20 protein-coding genes are annotated in these 19,090 nt (G+C 46.8%); 15 read left to right on the forward strand and 5 right to left on the reverse strand.

The window, feature by feature from the left end; genetic code table 11:
• Window positions 1-47: 47 nt before the first annotated feature.
• The 4 genes from ACQSGY_RS29570 to ACQSGY_RS29585 all read left to right on the forward strand — a co-directional run bounded on the left by ACQSGY_RS29570 (window position 48) and on the right by ACQSGY_RS29585 (window position 4,318).
• Window positions 48-1,535, forward strand: a complete 1,488-nt coding sequence (locus ACQSGY_RS29570) for an alpha/beta hydrolase family protein (protein ID WP_427182168.1) — start codon at window positions 48-50, stop codon at window positions 1,533-1,535.
• A gap of 33 nt (window positions 1,536-1,568) precedes the next feature.
• Entirely contained in the window at window positions 1,569-1,970 is a 402-nt protein-coding gene (locus ACQSGY_RS29575) for a MerR family transcriptional regulator (RefSeq protein ID WP_427182169.1), read from the forward strand.
• A gap of 170 nt (window positions 1,971-2,140) precedes the next feature.
• Entirely contained in the window at window positions 2,141-3,196 is a 1,056-nt protein-coding gene (locus ACQSGY_RS29580) for a serine hydrolase domain-containing protein (protein WP_427182170.1), read from the forward strand.
• Window positions 3,197-3,616: 420 nt separating this feature from the next.
• Complete coding sequence (locus tag ACQSGY_RS29585) at window positions 3,617-4,318, forward strand: hypothetical protein (RefSeq protein WP_427182172.1); 702 nt, start codon at window positions 3,617-3,619, stop codon at window positions 4,316-4,318.
• A gap of 770 nt (window positions 4,319-5,088) precedes the next feature.
• On the opposite strand, the gene ACQSGY_RS29590 is transcribed toward ACQSGY_RS29585, so the two are convergent.
• The 4 genes from ACQSGY_RS29590 to ACQSGY_RS29605 form a co-directional block, all read right to left on the reverse strand.
• Window positions 5,089-5,766 (reverse strand): succinylglutamate desuccinylase/aspartoacylase family protein, encoded by a 678-nt coding sequence (locus tag ACQSGY_RS29590; protein ID WP_427182173.1) that lies wholly within the window; start codon window positions 5,764-5,766, stop codon window positions 5,089-5,091.
• Between the two features lie 94 nt (window positions 5,767-5,860).
• Window positions 5,861-6,829, reverse strand: a complete 969-nt coding sequence (locus ACQSGY_RS29595; RefSeq protein WP_427182198.1) for an ABC transporter ATP-binding protein — start codon at window positions 6,827-6,829, stop codon at window positions 5,861-5,863.
• A gap of 230 nt (window positions 6,830-7,059) precedes the next feature.
• Window positions 7,060-7,860 (reverse strand): ABC transporter permease, encoded by an 801-nt coding sequence (locus tag ACQSGY_RS29600; protein WP_427182174.1) that lies wholly within the window; start codon window positions 7,858-7,860, stop codon window positions 7,060-7,062.
• Complete coding sequence (locus tag ACQSGY_RS29605) at window positions 7,857-8,633, reverse strand: ABC transporter permease (RefSeq protein ID WP_427182176.1); 777 nt, start codon at window positions 8,631-8,633, stop codon at window positions 7,857-7,859. Before ACQSGY_RS29605 ends, ACQSGY_RS29600 begins: the two co-directional genes overlap by 4 nt.
• A 96-nt stretch (window positions 8,634-8,729) precedes the next feature.
• Between ACQSGY_RS29605 and ACQSGY_RS29610 the strand changes: the two genes are divergently transcribed.
• The 11 genes from ACQSGY_RS29610 to ACQSGY_RS29660 all read left to right on the forward strand — a co-directional run bounded on the left by ACQSGY_RS29610 (window position 8,730) and on the right by ACQSGY_RS29660 (window position 18,015).
• The gene (locus tag ACQSGY_RS29610; RefSeq protein WP_427182177.1) at window positions 8,730-8,867 is read left to right on the forward strand and encodes a hypothetical protein; all 138 of its coding nucleotides are present in this window, start codon (window positions 8,730-8,732) and stop codon (window positions 8,865-8,867) included.
• A 69-nt stretch (window positions 8,868-8,936) separates the two neighbouring features.
• Window positions 8,937-9,779 (forward strand): DegV family protein, encoded by an 843-nt coding sequence (locus ACQSGY_RS29615; protein WP_427182179.1) that lies wholly within the window; start codon window positions 8,937-8,939, stop codon window positions 9,777-9,779.
• Window positions 9,780-9,937: 158 nt separating this feature from the next.
• Window positions 9,938-10,657 (forward strand): response regulator transcription factor, encoded by a 720-nt coding sequence (locus ACQSGY_RS29620; protein ID WP_427182180.1) that lies wholly within the window; start codon window positions 9,938-9,940, stop codon window positions 10,655-10,657.
• Window positions 10,654-11,592 carry a sensor histidine kinase gene (locus tag ACQSGY_RS29625; protein ID WP_427182182.1) on the forward strand — a complete coding sequence of 313 codons (939 nt, stop codon included), beginning with the start codon at window positions 10,654-10,656 and terminating at the stop codon, window positions 11,590-11,592. Before ACQSGY_RS29620 ends, ACQSGY_RS29625 begins: the two co-directional genes overlap by 4 nt.
• A gap of 116 nt (window positions 11,593-11,708) precedes the next feature.
• A complete protein-coding gene (locus ACQSGY_RS29630) occupies window positions 11,709-12,632 on the forward strand; it encodes an ABC transporter ATP-binding protein (protein ID WP_427182183.1) in 924 nt (307 codons plus the stop codon).
• Window positions 12,625-13,323 (forward strand): ABC transporter permease, encoded by a 699-nt coding sequence (locus ACQSGY_RS29635; protein ID WP_427182184.1) that lies wholly within the window; start codon window positions 12,625-12,627, stop codon window positions 13,321-13,323. The genes ACQSGY_RS29630 and ACQSGY_RS29635 overlap by 8 nt, the downstream gene beginning before the upstream one ends.
• 129 nt (window positions 13,324-13,452) lie before the next feature.
• The gene (gene thiD, locus ACQSGY_RS29640; RefSeq protein ID WP_427182186.1) at window positions 13,453-14,265 is read left to right on the forward strand and encodes a bifunctional hydroxymethylpyrimidine kinase/phosphomethylpyrimidine kinase; all 813 of its coding nucleotides are present in this window, start codon (window positions 13,453-13,455) and stop codon (window positions 14,263-14,265) included.
• Window positions 14,266-14,506: 241 nt separating this feature from the next.
• Entirely contained in the window at window positions 14,507-15,187 is a 681-nt protein-coding gene (locus ACQSGY_RS29645) for a response regulator transcription factor (RefSeq protein WP_427182187.1), read from the forward strand.
• Window positions 15,184-16,947: an ATP-binding protein gene (locus tag ACQSGY_RS29650; RefSeq protein WP_427182188.1), complete on the forward strand. Its 1,764-nt coding sequence runs from the start codon at window positions 15,184-15,186 to the stop codon at window positions 16,945-16,947. The genes ACQSGY_RS29645 and ACQSGY_RS29650 overlap by 4 nt, the downstream gene beginning before the upstream one ends.
• A 21-nt stretch (window positions 16,948-16,968) precedes the next feature.
• Complete coding sequence (pssA, locus tag ACQSGY_RS29655) at window positions 16,969-17,514, forward strand: CDP-diacylglycerol--serine O-phosphatidyltransferase (protein WP_145405981.1); 546 nt, start codon at window positions 16,969-16,971, stop codon at window positions 17,512-17,514.
• 15 nt (window positions 17,515-17,529) lie between these two features.
• Window positions 17,530-18,015, forward strand: coding sequence for a DedA family protein (locus ACQSGY_RS29660; RefSeq protein ID WP_184183354.1), 486 nt, complete (start codon window positions 17,530-17,532; stop codon window positions 18,013-18,015).
• A gap of 463 nt (window positions 18,016-18,478) precedes the next feature.
• Here ACQSGY_RS29660 and ACQSGY_RS29665 read toward each other — a convergent pair whose 3' ends face one another.
• The gene (locus tag ACQSGY_RS29665) at window positions 18,479-18,625 is read right to left on the reverse strand and encodes a hypothetical protein (RefSeq protein WP_427182190.1); all 147 of its coding nucleotides are present in this window, start codon (window positions 18,623-18,625) and stop codon (window positions 18,479-18,481) included.
• Between the last annotated feature and the right edge of the window lie 465 nt (window positions 18,626-19,090).

Below are 19,090 nucleotides of genomic sequence, written 5' to 3' on the forward strand. Positions count from 1 at the left end.
CTTCAAGGTTTATTCTTGTTGTATCAACAACGTTTGGAGGAAAAATAATGAAATTATTCGAATGGGTTTTCGTGCTTGTAACGATAGTCGCAGCTCTTGGCTTGCCGTTCTATCCGAAACGGCGGAAGCTGGCGACAGGTATGCTTTCCGTTTTGATTATCGCTTTTTTGCTGCATGCTGTCCGTGATTCGTTACGGGTGATGCTGCTGCCGTCTTATATTGTTGCGGTCATACTATTCATCCTGTTAATCATTCAGCTGATGAAATCAGTTCGCGGCAACGTAAGGACAGCATCAGCACCATACAAGAAGAAATCAAGAGCAGGCACGTGGCTTCGCGGCGCATTAATCCTTATTCTAGCTGCCTTCTCGGGAGTTGGTTCAGGACTGCTTACCCGATACTTTCCTGCTTTTACAATGCCCGAGCCAACGGGCCAATTCGCCATCGGTACGTTTTCACAGCAGCTTGTGGATGAATCTCGTGAAGAGACGCTCTCGCCTGAGAATGGAGACAAGCGCGAGCTGATGATTAACGTATGGTATCCTGTCGATCCCGAAGCTGCAAAAGGCATAAAGCCCGAATCCTACCCCGCTGAACTGGGGGAAGCGATCAGTCTCGTTTTTGGCATCCCGCCCAAGGTGTTCAGTTACCTGGATACGATTCCGACACATGTGGTGAAAGGGGCAGCGATGTCCAATGTACAAAGCTCTTATCCTGTTGTTTTGTTCTCTCCCGGTGTGCGTTCGGCCCGCTTCCAGAGCATGACTGCAATTGAAGAGCTGGTGAGTCATGGTTATATCGTTGTGGGCATGGATCACCCTTATACTTCCGCTCGTGTAACCTTCCCGGACGGGCATGCCGTTTCTTATGAAGCCGGACCCGAGTTTGCCACATCGGAGGAACTGTACCAGTATAACGTGGAAGGCGTGGGTATTCGTGCTGCAGATGCACGTTTTGTGCTGGATACTCTGGAACAGTGGAATGTGAAGGACCCTAATCATGTGCTGGAGGGCAGGCTGGATCTGAACCATACAGGCATCATGGGCCATTCCTATGGCGGGGCAACAACAGCTGAAGCGCTCGCACAGGATGAACGTTTGCAAGCTGGACTCAGTCTGGAGGGCGGATTCTGGGGCACCGTCTCCAAGACGGCGTTGAAACAGCCTTTTATGTATATTATGTCTGGTGAAACGGCCAAAAGCTTCGATCCGAATGCTGCAGCCAAAGATAAAGTGTTTTATCCCGAATTCGAGCCCGATCTGAAGCATGTCATGACAAGCAGTCTGAATGATACCTATTATCTGACGGTGGACGGATTTTTCCATCAAAGCTTCACCGATATTGCCTTGATCTCACCGCGTTTGTTTGCCAAGAACATGCCTGCGGAGCATAATATTGATATTACGCGGAGTTACGCGCTCGCCTTTTTTGACCGCTACCTTAAAGGGGAAGCACAACCATTGCTGCAAGGAAGCTCAGAGAAATTTCCCGAAGCATCCTACGATCAAGAGTATACAAAAATACGTAACAAATAAGCAGATGAAGTCTGCGGGAAGGTGGAGATCGGTGTGGACACCATGACAAGAGGCCAGTTAGCCAAAAAAACAGGGGTAAGCATGGCAACGCTTCGTTATTATGAGGACAGCGGCATACTGCCCGCTCCGCATCGATCCTCTAACGGTTATCGCGTGTACACCGACGATTATCTGGTTAAAGTGAAATTTATCAAGGGTGCACAGACGCTCGGCTACTCACTGAAAGAGATACAGGAAACCTTGGAGCTGTTAAGCAATGAGGATATGGAAAAAGAAACTTTAAAGGCACTCGTTCGTGAACGAATTGCCGACATTGATGAGCATATCGGCCACCTGAAGGAGATACAGCAGCATCTGGCCACATTGCTGCATACGCCCGAGGAGGAAATCGACAGTTACATTCAATCGTTCAGAGTAAGCAGGAAAGAGCCGTGAATACGGCTCTTTTTCAATTTTAAGAGCAGACAAACCTTATGTAACGAGCAGGAAAAGGTGAAGGAGAAACGAATATAACGAACATAGCGTTTCATTTTTCCATCATAGTTTGGTTAGTGTGAACTTAATATGGAGTAATCGATGTACACCGGAGAGGAGCACTATAGTTCATGAGGGATATACAAGGTTTTGTTTCTGATTATATTAAAGGTAAAAAACATCTTCATCTTGAGATCGGGATCGTTACAAAGGGGAATATTGAATACCATTCATTTGGCAATCCGTCCAAGCCGTGTAAGGCTGCACCTGAACACAGGTTGTTTGAAATTGGCTCTCTAACCAAAGTATTCACAAGTATGCTTCTATTAGAATTGCAGCATCAACAACGCCTTTCCACCGATGACACAGTCAGCAAGTACATACAGCAGGGCAAGAACGATTATCTGAAGAAAGTAACTTTGAAACATCTGGCTACGCACACGTCTGGATTACCCAGATTAGCACCAAACCTGTCCTCGAAAAAAAATCGATACAATCCGTATTCCAGGTATACGGAGCAAGATTTGCTTGCCTTTTTAGCTGATGCTGATTACACGGAACAGATCGGTTCATTTGAGTATTCCAATACAGGCATGGGCCTGCTGGGCTACATTCTATGCAAAGTGACAGACAGTACATATGACGCTCTGCTGAAAAAATATATCACAAATCCATTAAACATGATGGAGACTGCATCTGTGCTGAATACAGAACAGAACAGCCGATTGGTGGATGGTTATACGTCAACGGGGAAAGTAATGCCTCACTGGGATATGAATGGCGTGCACGATGGAGCGGGGGCAATCAGGTCATCTGTTCACGATATGAGTTTATTTGTACAAGCCAATCTCAATGAAGATCACGCTCTGGCCGCTGCCATGCAGCAAAGTCACGTGCCTGTACGAATCGGAGATTCAGACCTCTGTTTCGGCTGGGAAAAGGATAAAGCGTTAGATCAGGATATTCTGTGTCATGGCGGCGTCACCTTTGGTTCTACCAGCTATGTAGCTATAAACAAGGAGCAGGGGGTAGGCGTCGTATTATTATCCAATTACAGCATTGGGTCAGCCGATCGTGTGGATGAGTACCTCGATGCAATTTACAAGTTTTTTACGAAAAAAGATCTGTATCCGCTCACGTTTCTGGAGCCTGTAGGCAAGAACATACTGGAATCCATGATGAAATAATAAAACCACCTTGCAAGTGTACCCCGATGTCAATTCTCGGATGTGCTCTTGTGGAGGTGTTTTTTTTCATTTTCAACAAGTACCCAATGAGTTAAGAAAGAAAAAGTATAAACAGGAGGGAGAATTATTACTTTCTAGTTGCTGTGTGTGAGATAAATAGAGCTTTGGGATTTCCTATGGAGCATGATTCACATCGCCTCCCAATGGTTAGCTTCAAATACCAGTTGCTTACACTTCGGAAATTGTTTAAATGGGATATTTTAGGTGTTTGTGTTATATAGCAAATCCACTCAAATAAATCTTTGTCATTTATTTCACCTGGCTCAAAACAATTATAAAAAATGGTTGTTAAATAATTCGTTAAATCACCTTTATAAGTGAGGGTAAGTAAATACCCATAACAATAAGGAGGAATTATTTATGTCAACAGTACCCTATACTTTTCAGATTAGAAAATTCAATCAATTTGGAGCTGAGTATGAGTATGCTATTCTACGAACAGATTTGAGCAGAGTAAAACCGGAGATTATTAATGCACAGATGAAAACTAAACCACATATCGGTATAAACGGTGGCTTTTTTCATAGTACGGATGACTACAAGAGTCCGCCAGCAGGTCTTCGTGCCATTAGTTGGTGGAAAGGAGACAGTAACTCCTATCGTTACAATGGTACAGCTTCTAACCAACTGAGCAGAAAAACTTTTGTAGCTTACCGCGATTCGAACAATCTGACACGAGGAGCTTATATATATGCTAAAAATCTTGATGAGGTCCTCGCAAATTATCCGACTGCCACAGCGGCTATTGGAGGGAATGATTACAATGATTGGGGGTTGGATGGTACATTTGCTACGTGGAGAAGTGCATTTGTATGGGATAATTCATATCGATATGGATACATGATCGTGACCCAGAATAAAACTGTAAATATAGGGACTTTAAAAACTCACATTGAAGCCATGGGGTTTGACCCTGTTAACTCTATTGTCTTAGATGGATCGGGCTCTTCCACAATGAGGGTTGTTGAGAACGGTACAGTCAAACTATACTCTACGCAAAAAGAACATGGACGTTATATTGGCAACATGATTCGCGTATTTGGATATGATTTTTATAGTTGATTATTTAGTACAATCTGTTAAAATATGGTCATCATATTTTAACAGGAGTGTGTATGTATAATCAAAGAAAAGTTTTATTGTTGAACGCAGTGATTCTATCTCTTCTGCTGGCGCTTGTCATTGCTTTTGTTCTATCAAAGATAGGACGTCCGGAATTGGTTGATCTTGGAGATTCCTTTCATTTTATGTTTTTGTTTCTGATTATCACGCCAATGAATATTATTTTAAGCTTATTGTCGTATTTCGTCATGAAGATAAAAAGGAAATGGATAGGTTGTTTAATATACCAAGTTTCCTCCTTGTCATTACTTTATGTTTTAATGATTATAGGCATACAGTTCAATTTGTTGGCATTTATATTGATTTTTATTTGCTTTAATGTCTTTTGGACTCTATCCATCGTTGCTTATAGAATTCGAGATAAGAATTAATCTTTAAACTTACATAGACCTTTTCTTTGATTAGGTATCTATTGTAGGTTTTTTTATGTATTACATAGGTAACCTTCAAAATTACTTCCCCGTTACGTCTCAAATAGATCAACTTTACTAAAACTCAGCATAACTGCGGTAGAGGAACTGGTCAGCCATGGTTATATTGTCGTAGGGATGGATCATCCCTTTTTTGAAGAAAAAAGATCTGTAACCGCTCATCTTTCTGGAGCCTGTAGGCAAGAGCGTACTGGAATCTATGATGTAATAATAAAACCACCTTGCAAGTGTACCCCGATGTCAATTCTCGGATGTGCTCTTGTGGAGGTGGTTTTTCATTCAAGACATACCCGTTTCACGCAGAAATTGATGCACAATCTGCGTTTGATACTTGATGCGTACAGCGCGTTTCAGGCTCCAGCACGTTTCAACAGTAACAGACTTCGCTTTCAGCAGCCTTGAAACAGCAGTACGAGCAGAACCCGGCAGCTCATGCTGCTTCAGATTAAAATGATGCTTGTGAACCGGGATGGATCGGTTCATACGTTCAATGATTTTTCGGCAAATCGGCACACTGGAGCTGCCCGGATTGGTGATCAGTGTTTGTCCAAGCACGAGTGGACTGAGCTGTGAGAGGCCGTTGGCTTCATGCAGATCAAGCCACCAGTGGGGCTGATGCGCACGAGCAAGCTGGAACACGGCTGCAGCCAGTGGATGCTTGGCTTTACCGGATTTACGGCGGGGGAACGTACGATTCAGGTCAGGCTTGCCTCTTATTTTTTTCGCATACGCCTGCTGGTTGACTCTGGGTACAATAATTAAAGTTCCGCGATGAATCACATAGCGCCCTGATGCACAATCATCTGCAAGCTTCTGCGCAGCGGCCATGCTCGCCGTTTCATTGCCGTGAACTCCAGATGTAATCATCAGGACATGTCCGGGATTCGTTCCGCGTACGATGTAATAGGGCGCAGCATAGGGACTCGAAGCAGCAAGAACATGTCTGGTCACAAGCATGACTCTCACCCCCGTTACTACAGTACGTCATGTCCCTCTTTCCTGTAACGGCGTTCGAACAGGCCTGTTCCCTTTTCATCGTAAAATAGGCCAATCAGTATACGTTGTGAATCACATCCTCAAAGTCTGGTTCCTTCATTTCGATATCGTCAATCTCTCCCCACTGCTCGAGCTCCTTCAGAATGTCCATCGTACGCCATTCCTTCCGATTTACCAGCGCTGTCAGCACCTGATCGTCCATGCTTGTAACCTGAATGGCAGAAGGCAGCGTGTTGGGCAGCTGAACCTGTCCACGGAAGGCAACACGAATCATGGTAGGCAGGCCGATTGTATCCCGCAGGGAGGAGATCGTACCGTCATAGGTCAGCTGCCCATGGTTGATGACCATAACGCGGCTGCATAACTGTTCGATATCATCCATATCGTGGGTGGTGAGCAGAATGGTTTTGCCAAACTCTTCATTTAATGTGCGTAGAAACTGGCGAATGTTCCGCTTGGCGTTTACGTCCAGTCCAATCGTGGGCTCGTCAAGGAAAAGCAGCTCCGGATCATGCAGCATGGACGCTGCCAGATCCGCTCGCATGCGCTGCCCGAGGGAGAGCTTGCGAACGGGGGTAGCCCAGAACGATTCGAGGTCAAGCAGTTCAGCGAACTGGGACAGCCGTTTTCTTTTGACCTCGGCACTTACGCCGTACATCTCTGCCAAAATATCATACGAATCCTTCACGGGTAAGTCCCACCAGAGCTGGCTGCGCTGTCCAAAAACGACCCCGAGCTTTCGCACCGTTCTGCGCCGTTCCTCATGTGGATTCATGCCGCCCAGCCGCACCTCCCCCGCAGTGGGGTGAAGAATGCCTGTCAGCATTTTGATCGTGGTTGATTTACCAGCCCCATTCGGGCCGATATAACCGACAAATTCACCTTGCCGAATATCAAAGCTGATATCGCGTACCGCTTCTTTGGTCACATACTGGCGTGAAAACAAGGTTCGCACCCCTGAGAAGCGTCCTTCCCGCACGACAGGGGTTTTAAATTGCTTTTGCAGATGGCGTGCCGTAATCATATTCATATGTGTTTCGCCTCCTTCTTGAATTTATATAAATTGAATGAACGCTTTTTTACACGGACACTCCGATGACAGAATAACCTTCCAATCGCTGTTATCCCCAGATTTTTTTGATTCCCTGTCCCAAAGGTTAAAATCCGGTGATAAAGACGACCGCTCCGCTTTTTCAGGTTTTTTCTGTCCTCTCCGTTAACGTGTAAATGAATCATTCAATGTATATAACTCTTCTAACTGCCTGTACTTTGATATTTGGTCATGCCGAAGGCCCAGAACCGCAAACTTGCGCCCAAACATAACAGGGCTATTGCAGCAATAAGTGCCAGTACCCACACGCCACCTTCACCGCGCAGCAGGTAGAGAGCCGGAATGTAGTTCACGAATCCCACGGGAATGACGGTCAGCAGCAGGCTGGACATCCATTTGGGATAAAGTGTGAGGGGGTACTGAGCCGCTGTACGCGCGGCATCCTCGGTAATGACCTGCAGCTCCTCGATGCGTGTTGTCCAGAAACCGAGAGTTGCCGTAGCGAGTCCGATGGAAAAGAGAATAATAGCTCCGGTCACAATGACGAATAAGGAAAGTGGGATGACCGTCCAGCCGATCTGCCCGCTGTTCATCATTCCTGCCAGCGACCAGCAGAGAATAAATCCGCCCTGAAGCACTTCACCAACCATCAGGCGGAAATTTTGTGGCAGTAGTGCGAGCAGCACGGGCATGGGCCGTGTCAGCAATTGATCCAGTTCACCGCCCACCAGATATTTTTCCAGATGATGCACCTCGTTGCCGAATGTTCGGTACAGCGTTTTGGATAACGTCATAATGGAGAAGAGATAACCGATCTCGTATAACGACCAGCCCTTGATCGCACCGAATTTGTGCAGCACTAACGCGACCATTAGAAACTCGGAAATTTGAATGAGTGCGGCAAGGATAGCTCCCAGCACAAAATTGAATTTGTACTGCATCCGGCTGCGGATGCTTGTGCGAATGAGTATTTTATATAAATGGAACCAGGATATTGGCTTCATCCGCCCTGCACCTCCACTTTACGACGTAACACTTGGGTGATGCCCAGACAGAGCAGTGTCATGAACACACACCAAAGCAGGGTTCCCCAGAGCAAGGAGCCATCTTCAAAGCCCAGGTAGATTCGCGTAGGAACGTAGAGCAGAAACGGATAAGGAGACAGCCAGGCCAGCTGCTCCAGCCACTTTGGCAGCCATTCCAGCGGAATGAAGAAACCGGCCATCAGGTTCATCAGGGCATGATTAGCCCAGTGTAACCAGGATGACTCCGTAGTCCACATGGATGTGACACCGATAATGTAATTCATACAGATGGACAAGTATGCTGCGCCGAGAAGGGCAAGTGCGGCATAAGCGAATGTCCAGGCCTCTGTAGGCCATTTCAGGGAAAAAACAATGGAGTAAAGAAGGTAGATGGGGAGGCTTTTGTACACGAACTGGTAGGCGATCTGCCCCCATTCCCGTGCCATTAAATGGCTGAACAGATGTACCGGACGCATGAGGTCCAGTGCAATCTGCCCCGTCCTGACACTGAGCGGAATGCCTAGTCCGTTGGTCAGGAAGCCTGAGATCCAGAGTGACGATTGCGTGAACGCAATGTAGCTGATCATTCCCTGTACCCCGTATTCTCCGAGCTGGTGATCGGCCCCGATGCCGATCCAGAGACAAGCGTACATGTACCCGAACATGGCGCTTGCCAGGTTATGTACCATGTGTGCGCCGCGATATTGCAGGTTTCGGGCGTAGGCCTTGGAGGCCAACGTAAAATAAAGCATATAACACCTCCGATAAGTGGATTGAACGGCGGACCCGTTCACTTCAGTCAAGGCGAAAAGAGAGAAGGACAACAGCATACCAATTTATTCCTTCACATGCAAGACATTTTTTTAGCGAATATTGGAATCAAAGGGATTGTTCATGAATGCGCCACAAGACAGGCAGGAAGGGTTGGCTTTATAATGAAAAAAGAATATTCGCAAGCGTTTACAATTGTGTTTATTCAAATTTAAAATAACCGCCGGGCATGTGCCTGACGTGTAGGATACAGAACGAACAATCCGGCAAGAGAGAAGGATGTCATGAAGAAAATTGCATGGGTCACCGACAGCACCAGTACACTGGATTCCGCGTTTGCGGAGCAAAATCATATCTACATCGTGCCGCTGCGCATCGTATTTGGCGAGGAATGTTACCGGGAAACCGAAGACATCTCGTCGGATATGTTCTATGAGAAGCTGGAGGTTTCTTCGCGCGCGAGCAGCTCGCAGCCGCCAATTGGCGAGTTTATTGAACTGTATGAGTCGCTTAAAGGCCAATACGATGAGATCATTACGATTCATTGCTCCACTGCACTTAGCGGAACACTCCATACCTCGATGCAGGCAGCAGAGATGGCAGACGTGAAGGTGACCGCAATTGATTCAAGAGCAGGAGCCTATCCTCTTCGCGAGATGATTATGCAAGGGCTGGAATGGCAGAAGCAGGGCTGTTCAGCTGCAGAGATCAAATCCCGTATTGAACAGATGATTGATGAAATGGCTTTTTATCTGATCCCTGCAAGTCTTCAAAATCTTCACCGCAGCGGGCGTGTGACCGGGACACAGCTGATCATAAGCCAGCTGCTCAAGATTCATCTGCTACTTCGGTTCGAAGAGGGCAAAGTGGTTGTGAACGAGAAAATCCGCACGTTTAAACGCACGAAAGAGCGTATGCTCGAGATGCTGAAGAAGGACATGGAGAAGGTCAAACATGTGTGCATCATGCATGCAAACAATCATGAGGAAGCTCACACCATCAAACAGCAGATTACGGAGCTGCTTCCCCGCTTGAAGACGGAGATCATGCCGTTTATTCCCGTGGTGAGCATTCATGCCGGGGCCGGCACCATCGGATTGTGCTGGATTCGTGGTGATAAAGCCTAGGCTTAGACAGATTCAAGGGTAGAGACGACAGCCTGATCGGGCATACTTGAATGTTCCTTCAAGTACCTGCCTGGTCAGGTTTTTTTGGTCATTGGATTGCGATTTTCATCAAATTGTGAGGTAATGAAGGTAATGTTAACTACCGGGAGGGAAGGTTCATGTCACGTCAACGCCTGCTGCTTGTAGAGGATGATCGTTCGATCAGCGAGATGGTTGGACCATATTTGGAAAAAGAGGGCTTCGACCTTACATATGCGTATGACGGTCTGGAGGCAGAGCATCTGTTCACCGAGGTTGGGCCCGGGTTCGATCTGATTATACTTGATCTGATGCTGCCGCATCGCAGCGGGATGGATGTGCTGCAGACCATTCGGGCGAGCAGTCTGGTGCCAGTGCTCATTCTGTCTGCCAAGGACGGGGATGTAGATAAGGCGCTCGGACTCGGCTTTGGCGCTGATGACTATCTGAGCAAACCGTTCTCGCTGATCGAGCTGACCGCCCGCATCAAAGCAGCGATTCGCCGTGCCAATTATATCAGTCAGCCTGTGGAAAAAGAAGCGGTAGAAGACCACCGAATAAAGATCGGCGGACTTGTGGTAGATATGGACACGTATGAGGTTCAGCGCGAGGGGGAAGCGGTGAAGTTAACGTCCAAAGAGTTCGGTATTTTAAAATTGTTTGTTACTCATCCCGGCAAAGTATTCACCAAAGCTCAGATTTACGCGTCAGTCTGGAACGATCATTATTATGGTGATGAAAATATCATTAATGTACATATGCGTCGTCTGCGGGAGAAGCTGGAAGTCGACCCTTCTGCGCCTCGTTATATCAAGACGTTATGGGGGATTGGATACAAGCTGGAGGCAGAGCCGGTATGATGCTGATCTGGCTGTTCTCAGTTACCCTGTTGGTGCTTGGAGTTACAGCTGCTGTGCTCGGGCTGAAACTTCGTAAACGCAGTGCACATCTGAGATACATTCATGACAAAGTATTGGATATTCTGGACCAAGGAACGTATGAGCGTCTGCTCGTATTTGATAGTGATGCAGAGATGAGTCGGCTGTTAAACGACATGAACCGGCTGCTTGAACATGCCCATGTGGCCAAGGCCAATTACGCGAACCAGGAGAAAGAGATCCGTAATATGCTCTCCAACATTTCGCATGATTTGAAAACTCCGCTTACCGTTGTACTCGGGTACAGTGAAACGCTGCTGCACAGCTCATCCCTGACGGATGCAGAACGGAGAGTGATGACAGAGAAGATACAGGATAAGGCGCAGGAGGTGCTGCGTTTGATGCATTCCTTTTTTGATCTCGCCAAGCTTGAATCGGGGGACCATGAGTTGGAACTAAGCCGCGTGAACATCAGCGAATTATGCAGGGTGAAAATACTATCGTTTTACGAATTGCTTACGAGGCTGGGGGTGCATGTGGAGCTGGATATCCCGGAGCAGGATGTGTTTGGCAGAGCCAATGAAGAAGCACTGGATCGGGTGCTGGACAACCTGATTACCAATGCGATGAAATATGGAGCGGACGGCAAAGTGCTCGGAATATCTGTACTGAACCGGGAAGGAGAGTACGTGACCATACAGGTATGGGACCGTGGGAAGGGCATTCCCGAGAAGGAGCACAGCCGTGTCTTTGAACGAATGTATACGCTGGAGGATTCGCGCAATCGGATGTATCAGGGCAGCGGCCTGGGGCTGACCATAACGAAGCGTCTGGTAGAACGTATGGGGGGGCGTATTGATGTACACAGCGTGCCCTACGAGCGAACCGTATTTTCCTTTACTTTGGAGACGCTGTAGACATATAGAGAACGAACTTAAGGTTTTTGTAAGATTTGATTAATAAAAAAGCAGACTTTTTTCTTTACAATACAGATATAAGCACCCCAGCAGGGGATGTAAAGGAGAATGACCAGATGAGTTATATTGCACGGACCATAGATTTAACCAAGGTTTATGAAGGAACAGAGGTGGTATCCGGCGTTAATTTGAATATCAGGCAAGGCGAGATTTACGGATTCCTGGGCCCGAACGGGGCTGGCAAAACGACAGTGATGAAGATGTTAACTAATCTTGTTAAACCCACAGCGGGTGAGATCGAGCTTTTCGGGGAAAAGCTAAATTCGAACTCGTACGAGCCGCTGAAACGAATGGGCAGTATTATCGAATATCCCTTTTTCTATGACAAATTGTCTGCCTGGGAGAATCTCGACCTGCACTGCGAGTATATGGGGTTCCCGAACAAACAGATGATTGGTAAACATATGGAGATGGTCGGTCTGAAGGATGCAGGTAAAAAACCTGTAAAAGACTTCTCTCTCGGTATGAAACAGCGCCTTGGGCTGGCCCGAGCGCTGATCACAACACCTGAACTGTTGATTCTGGATGAACCGATCAACGGGCTTGACCCCGTGGGGATCAAGGAGATGCGTGATCTGTTCAAACGGCTAAGCACCGAATATCGAATGACCCTGTTAATCTCCAGCCACATTCTTGGCGAGGTGGAGCAGATTGCAGACACCATTGGAGTCATTCGCGATGGCAGATTAATTGAAGAAGTGTCCATGGAGAGCATCCGGGGCGGTCATACGGATTATATTGAAATCCAGGTCGCAGATATTCGCAAGGCCGCTTACGTTGTGGAGCATTTGCTTCATATAAGCAATTACAAGCTCTCAGATGAACAGACGCTGCGTGTTTATGACCCTGGCATTATGCCATCCGATTTCAACAGCAAGCTGATGCAGCACGGTGTTGCCGTAGAGTCGATATCCAAACGCTCGCACTCCTTGGAAGAACACTTTATGAGTCTGGTGAAGGGGGATGAGCACATTGCTTAAACTGATTCGGCTGGAATGGCGCAAGCATCGCTTTGCCCGGAATTTGACAGGTGCCGGTATCGCAATGCTCAGCATTCTTCTATTTCTCATTATGATTGGTGTGACCGACCTGGGAGCTGAAGATTATGCTTTTGCCAGTTATGAGGGTTCGTTTATTCTGATTGATACGTTTGCCCGCGCAGTTTTTATCATATTTGCAGGAGCTCTGATATCCAAATTGATTATTAGCGAGTATCGGGACAAAACGATGAATGTGATGTTTACGTATCCGATCAAACGGCATAAAATCATCGCTGCGAAGCTGATGCTGGTTTTTCTGTTTACTTTTGCGATGATTATGCTCACTGATGTGGTGATGGGTGTGATTCTGCTGGCATCCAATCATTTTTATGACTTTATTACCGAACCGCTGAGTACAGCTGCATTGTTGAAAATAGTTGTTAAATACACAATCAGCTCAGTCTCTGCTTCTGCGATGGCTTTGATTCCTCTATTCTTCGGCATGCGCAAACATTCAGTGACCGCTACGATGGTTGCATCCATTTTACTTGTGTCTGTTGTGTGCTCAAGTTTCAATGACCCTACATTTTCGGTGAATAGTATTATTGTCATTCCTTTAGCCCTGGGAGCCATTGGATTATGGATCGCTGCACTTTCGATGATACGGCTGGAGACAAAAGACATGAGCTGAGACCCGGGTCGGGGTATTCGTTCTTCTCCGCAGAAAACCATGCGTGGTATGGCTTGACATGCCATTGACATACGCTCGTACAAGGGATAGGATAGTGTCAACTGAAACACGAAGGAGATTAGAACGACCATGACTATTCCAAAAACGTTGACCATCGCGGGTTCAGATACGAGCGGCGGTGCAGGTATTCAAGCGGATTTAAAAACCTTCCAGGAGCTGGGAGTATACGGAATGACCGTGTTAACTACAGTTGTTGCAATGGAGCCTGAAACATGGGACCACCAGGTTTTCCCGGTAGAATTGAATGTAGTCGAGGCTCAGCTTCGTACCGTTCTGGACGGAATTGGTTTTGATGCAATGAAGACAGGCATGCTTGGTTCTGTTGATATTATTGAGCTTGTCGCCAAGCATATTCGCCGCAGTGGGCTGCCGCAGATCGTTATTGATCCGGTTATGGTCTGCAAAGGTACAGATGAGGTACTTCAGCCAGAAAATACGGAAGCGATGATTGAATTTTTGCTGCCAGGTGCGGACCTTGTCACACCAAATCTGTTCGAAGCTTCTCAATTGGCAAAGAGTGGACCTATTCGCTCCAAGGAGCAGATGGAAGCTGCCGCAGCAACTATTCATGCACATGGTGCGAAGCATGTTCTGATCAAAGACCGTGGTGTGATTAACCCGGGTAAGGCGATGGACTTGCTTTATGACGGGACCAACTACGAGTGGTTTGAAGCGGATGTTGTTGGCTCCGGATATACTCACGGCGCAGGCTGCACAACCTCTGCTGCGATTACGGCAGGGCTGGCCCGTGGCTTATCTGTAAAAGAGGCTGTACGTGAAGGCAAAGCCTTTGTAACCAAAGCAATCGCTGGCGGATTCCCGTTGAACCGCTTCGTTGGCCCTACGCTGCATGCTGCACATCGTCTGGAGCATCAACGTTAATTATCACGATAAATTCAATTCAAATCTCATCTAGGGAGCGGTCAACAAACAGTTTATTGCCTGTTGGCTGCTTCTTTTTTTATGCTCATTTTGATAAAAAATAGTAACTTTTGGTATATATTAATCGTATATATGGTGAAGCTGAACGCTGTATAACTGGATGGATATGGACACTTCTGGACACATGAACGACACATGAAGCAGGTATGGTAACGTAAGAAACGGAGAAGGAGAGTCGGTCATGGTCAGAACCGTGCTTCTGGTAGAAGACGAAAGCCGCATTCGAGAAATTGTGGCCGATTATTTTATAAAAGAAAAATGGAATGTCATTGAAGCTGAAGATGGGGTGCAGGCGCTGGAACAGCTGGCTCAGCATCAAGTTGATCTGGTCATACTGGATGTATTGATGCCAGAAATGGACGGATGGACATTATGCGGTCATATTCGTGCCACTTCCACCGTACCTATTATCATGCTCACTGCAAGATCAGAGGATGATGATAAAATCCATGGATTCCAGCTAGGTGTTGACGATTACGTCACCAAACCGTTCAGTCCTCGTGTTCTGGTTGCGCGGGCTGAAACGCTGATGAAACGAGTCGAAGGTGCCATCGGGAGAGAGCAGGGTATAATTCGTTTTGGCGAGGTTACACTTGATCCCTGGGCCAGACGTTTGGAGGTCAGCGGAGTTGAGGTAGAGCTTGCACCTAAAGAGTATGATCTGCTTCTGTATCTCGCGCGGAATGCCGGCATCGTTCTATCCCGCGAAGCTATATTGAATCGGGTGTGGGGATTTGACTTTGAAGGTGACTCCCGTGTCGTGGACACTCACATCAAAAAGCTGCGCAGCAAACTGGGCGATGAAGCGAAGTGTATTCGTACCGTTATTGGTACAGGGTATCGTTTTGAGGCAGAGGCATGAGGAAAAACGGTGTCACGATGAAGCTGTTTCTGGTCATGGCCGGATTTCTGCTTTTATTATATGGAACAACGGTGCTTGCTCAATTGATCTGGTTCCCTGATTTTTACCAGCATCAGAAGATTAGCAGTATGAAGAAAAAGCTTTCCAGGTTTGAACAGCAGTATTCGGCCAGCCGCTGGAGTGATCTGCAGCTCGCCAAAGAAACGGGCAAATTCATGCGTCAAAATCAGTCTCACCTTGTCATTCTGACAAGCACAGGCAAGCTGGTGAATGACCCTTTTCACATTACACTGCTGCAGGAAGACGGCAAACGTGTGAAGGTATCGCTGTCTCTGTTTATCAATAGCGAGAATGCGGGCTGGATCAGATCCCATCTGAAATTCGGACAAAAACTGATTGTGAAGGGACCCTCCAGTGAACATAATGACCCCGAGCCTATGGTATATCCTTTCAAAATTCAGGATGGGGCTTCTGCCGCATGGGGAACCGAAAGCTTTCAGGAATCAATACTGCCTGTACAGGAGTGGACCGGAGTATTAACGGAAGTTGTACTTCCGGATCTCGCCACCTGGAGTCAGAGACAAGGCCTGCTTGTGCAGGCGCTCGAGAGCCGATTTCCATTGTCTCCAGACGATCAGAAGGTGTTGTCCAGTGGAAAGATGCTCAATGAAGAATGGATGGACAGCTGGAGCGGTGTTCGCAACGTGATCACCATTGCTCCGGTACAGCGTGCAGGAGCAGAGCAGCAGCTGATTTTCTCCCTGACTTCGCTGCAGGAGATGCGGGAGGCGAATGAAGCGACACGGTTATTTTACGGATATTTCGGTATCGGAGCATTTGTCCTGATTTTATTGCTGGCAATGCTTTTGTCACGCTTCATAACGAAGCCGCTGTTAGCCTTGAACCATGTAGCCAAAAAGATGTCCACGCTGGACTTCACAGTGAAATCACCGATTCGGCGCAAGGATGAGATTGGCAGTCTTTCCGATAGTTTAAACGCTTTATCGGGCACACTTGGTCAAACGCTGGAGGAATTGAAGCAGGCCAATAATCAGATGCGTACCGATATGGAACTGAAGCAGCAGATTGAACAGCGTCAACGTAAGTTTTTTGCCGATGCCTCTCATGAGCTCAAGACGCCGATCAGTATCATTAAAGGTTATTCGGAAGGTCTGAAAGACGGGGTAAGTGAGGGCAAGCGAGAGCGTTATATCGAGATTATTGCTGACGAGGCCATCAAAATGGAAAAGATGGTGGAAGAGATGCTTGATCTGGTGAGGCTTGAATCCGCCGCGATTCAGCTGAACACGGAAGCGATTGCTCTGGATGATATGATCGAAGACATTGCGGGGCGTCTCGGGCCTCAGCTGAAAGATAAAGGGCTCGAGGTGGTGCTTGTGGCCACGACAGAGCAGAGTATTGAAGGCGATCGAAGCAAGCTGGAGCAAGTATTTTACAATATCTTAATGAACGCTATTCGTCACGCGATCCCACAGACCGATATTATGATTGAGATTAGCAGGCATGAGGGATGCGTACACGTGACGATTGAAAATAAAGGTGAACACATTGCCGAAGAGGAACGGCAATATATATGGGAGAGGTTCTACCGTGTAGAGCGATCGCGCAACCGTAAAATGGGGGGTACCGGACTGGGGCTGGCGATTTCGAAGCAGATTCTGGATCTGCACGGATGCGGATATGGTGTGGAGAATACACCGGATGGCGTACGTTTTTATATTACATTTCCTAAAGCCTAATATGAAAGGAAGTTAAATCTTATGAAGTCTTTACCATCCATTTTAACCTTGGGGAACTTAAGTTCAGGCATGCTGGCGGTTATTATGGCCATTCATGGCGAGTTTGCCTTGGCTGTGACGATGATATGGGTAGCGATGTTCTTTGATCTGTTCGATGGATATGCAGCGCGCAAGCTGCATTGTGAAGGGGAGTTTGGCAAAGCGCTGGATTCACTGGCTGACGTCGTTTCATTCGGAACGGCACCTGTGCTCATTCTGTACCTTAATTCAATGACTGAAGTAGGGGTACTAGGCATGGCATTAACGGCATTGTTCCCGGTGTGCGGTGCGCTTCGCCTTGCACGTTATAACTGCCAGAAAACACCGATTAGCGGTTTTGTAGGAATGCCGATTACTTTTGCAGGGGGGCTGATGTCCTTCTTCGCACTCTGGAGTCCTTATTTTACAACGGGTGTGGCGTATCTAGTTATTGTTGTGCTGTCTGGTCTCATGGTTAGCCAAATCCGTTTCCCTTCTTTGAAGCAAATACTGCCCTCTCATGAGAAGGATATTGTGGAACCGAAATAAGGAGCGAGTCAACGTATGGAATTTGCTAAAGAAATTATTGGTCAGTACGGATATTTTGCAATTTATGGCTTACTCGCTCTTGGCGTCATTGGGATGCCGATTCCGGATGAGGTGCTGATGACCTTTGTGGGTTATCTCGCCTCCATCTCGGTTCTGGATTATTCGGTATCCATTGCTGTCTGCTTTGGAGGAGCGTTTACAGGCGGGCTGCTTAGTTATACGATTGGCAGAAAAGCGGGCAGGCCTCTGTTTCACAAATATGGGAAATGGATCGGAGTTAATGCCAAGCGGTTCAACAGGGTGGAAACGTGGTTTCTCAAATATGGGTCCTGGTCTGTGATTCTCGGTTACTTTATCCCGGGTGTCCGTAATTTGATGTGCTGCTTCTCCGGCATGAGCCGTATGGCGATGAGCAGATACGTTCTTGTATCCGGCATTGGGGCATTTGTCTGGTGTGTAGTGTTTATCTCCATTGGCTTCTATGTAGGCGTATTAACCTAGATTGGACAAACTCTTTGCCGCTTGGTGAACGTGCTGAACTATAGACAATTCAAGTATGAATCCCTAAACTATTTCACTGTTGCCAGTGAAGGTTCGGGATATGGCCGCTTTAGTAGCAATTCTGGTAGCAGTATGCAGTCAAATACACCCTGGAACTAGAATGAAGACCTCTTGTGTGCAAGGTGGTCTTTTTTTATTGAGTTTTATGGATGGATGATTAGTATCCGTTTCAGCAGAGTATCAACATAGCTCGCACAACAGTAAACATCATGCATACAAGCACCAAGCACCAGAAGTTCACATCATCAAAGTCAATCCAACGTTCTAAACACTAATTAATCCTTTGTAACTTCATTTCAAAGTTTGACAGCAGCAGTAGCAGTACATCACACTATAGAGCAATTTGGTAGCACCATAGAGCGCTTCAGTAACACTGTAGAGCCTTCGGTAACATCATAGAGCACTAGGTAACAACATAGAGCACATCGGTAGCATCATAGAGAGCTTCAGTAACATTGTAGAGCAATTCGGTAACAACATAGAGCGCTTCAGTAACACTGTAGAGCACTTCGGTAACACTGTAGAGCACTTCGGTAACACTGTAGAGCACTTCGGTAACAACATAAGATCACTTTAGTAACCTACAGCATTTCAGTAGCAACCTGAGCAAGTCAAAAGGGGAAGCTACGCAAGTTTGAGCACGGGGATAGCAATAGGTGGCAATGCTCCATCCAAATCTCTAACGATCTCAGATGACCTTATTTGGGTGATTTTAAGCTTTTTGAAATTCTAACGAATCACAGAAAGCTTATTTCGGTCAAAATCGAAAAAAATGCCCCATTTTTATAGCAAATGAATGAAATAGGGTCTCCTGGAATCGTTAGAATATTCAAAGGTGTGATTTACCCCAAATAGCGTTTCTGGGAATCGTTAGAGGTAAGGTGATTACTCGATCTTATCTATTTTTACCGATGTGGAACAGCCCTGCTCCCACATAACGCATAGCTCACGCCCCCAACACTACCCTAACGTTACCGCATAGCTCACGCCCCCAACACTACCCTAACGTTACCGC

It is taken from the genome of Paenibacillus sp. TC-CSREp1 (assembly GCF_050171015.1).
GTDB lineage: Bacteria > Bacillota > Bacilli > Paenibacillales > Paenibacillaceae > Paenibacillus > Paenibacillus silvae.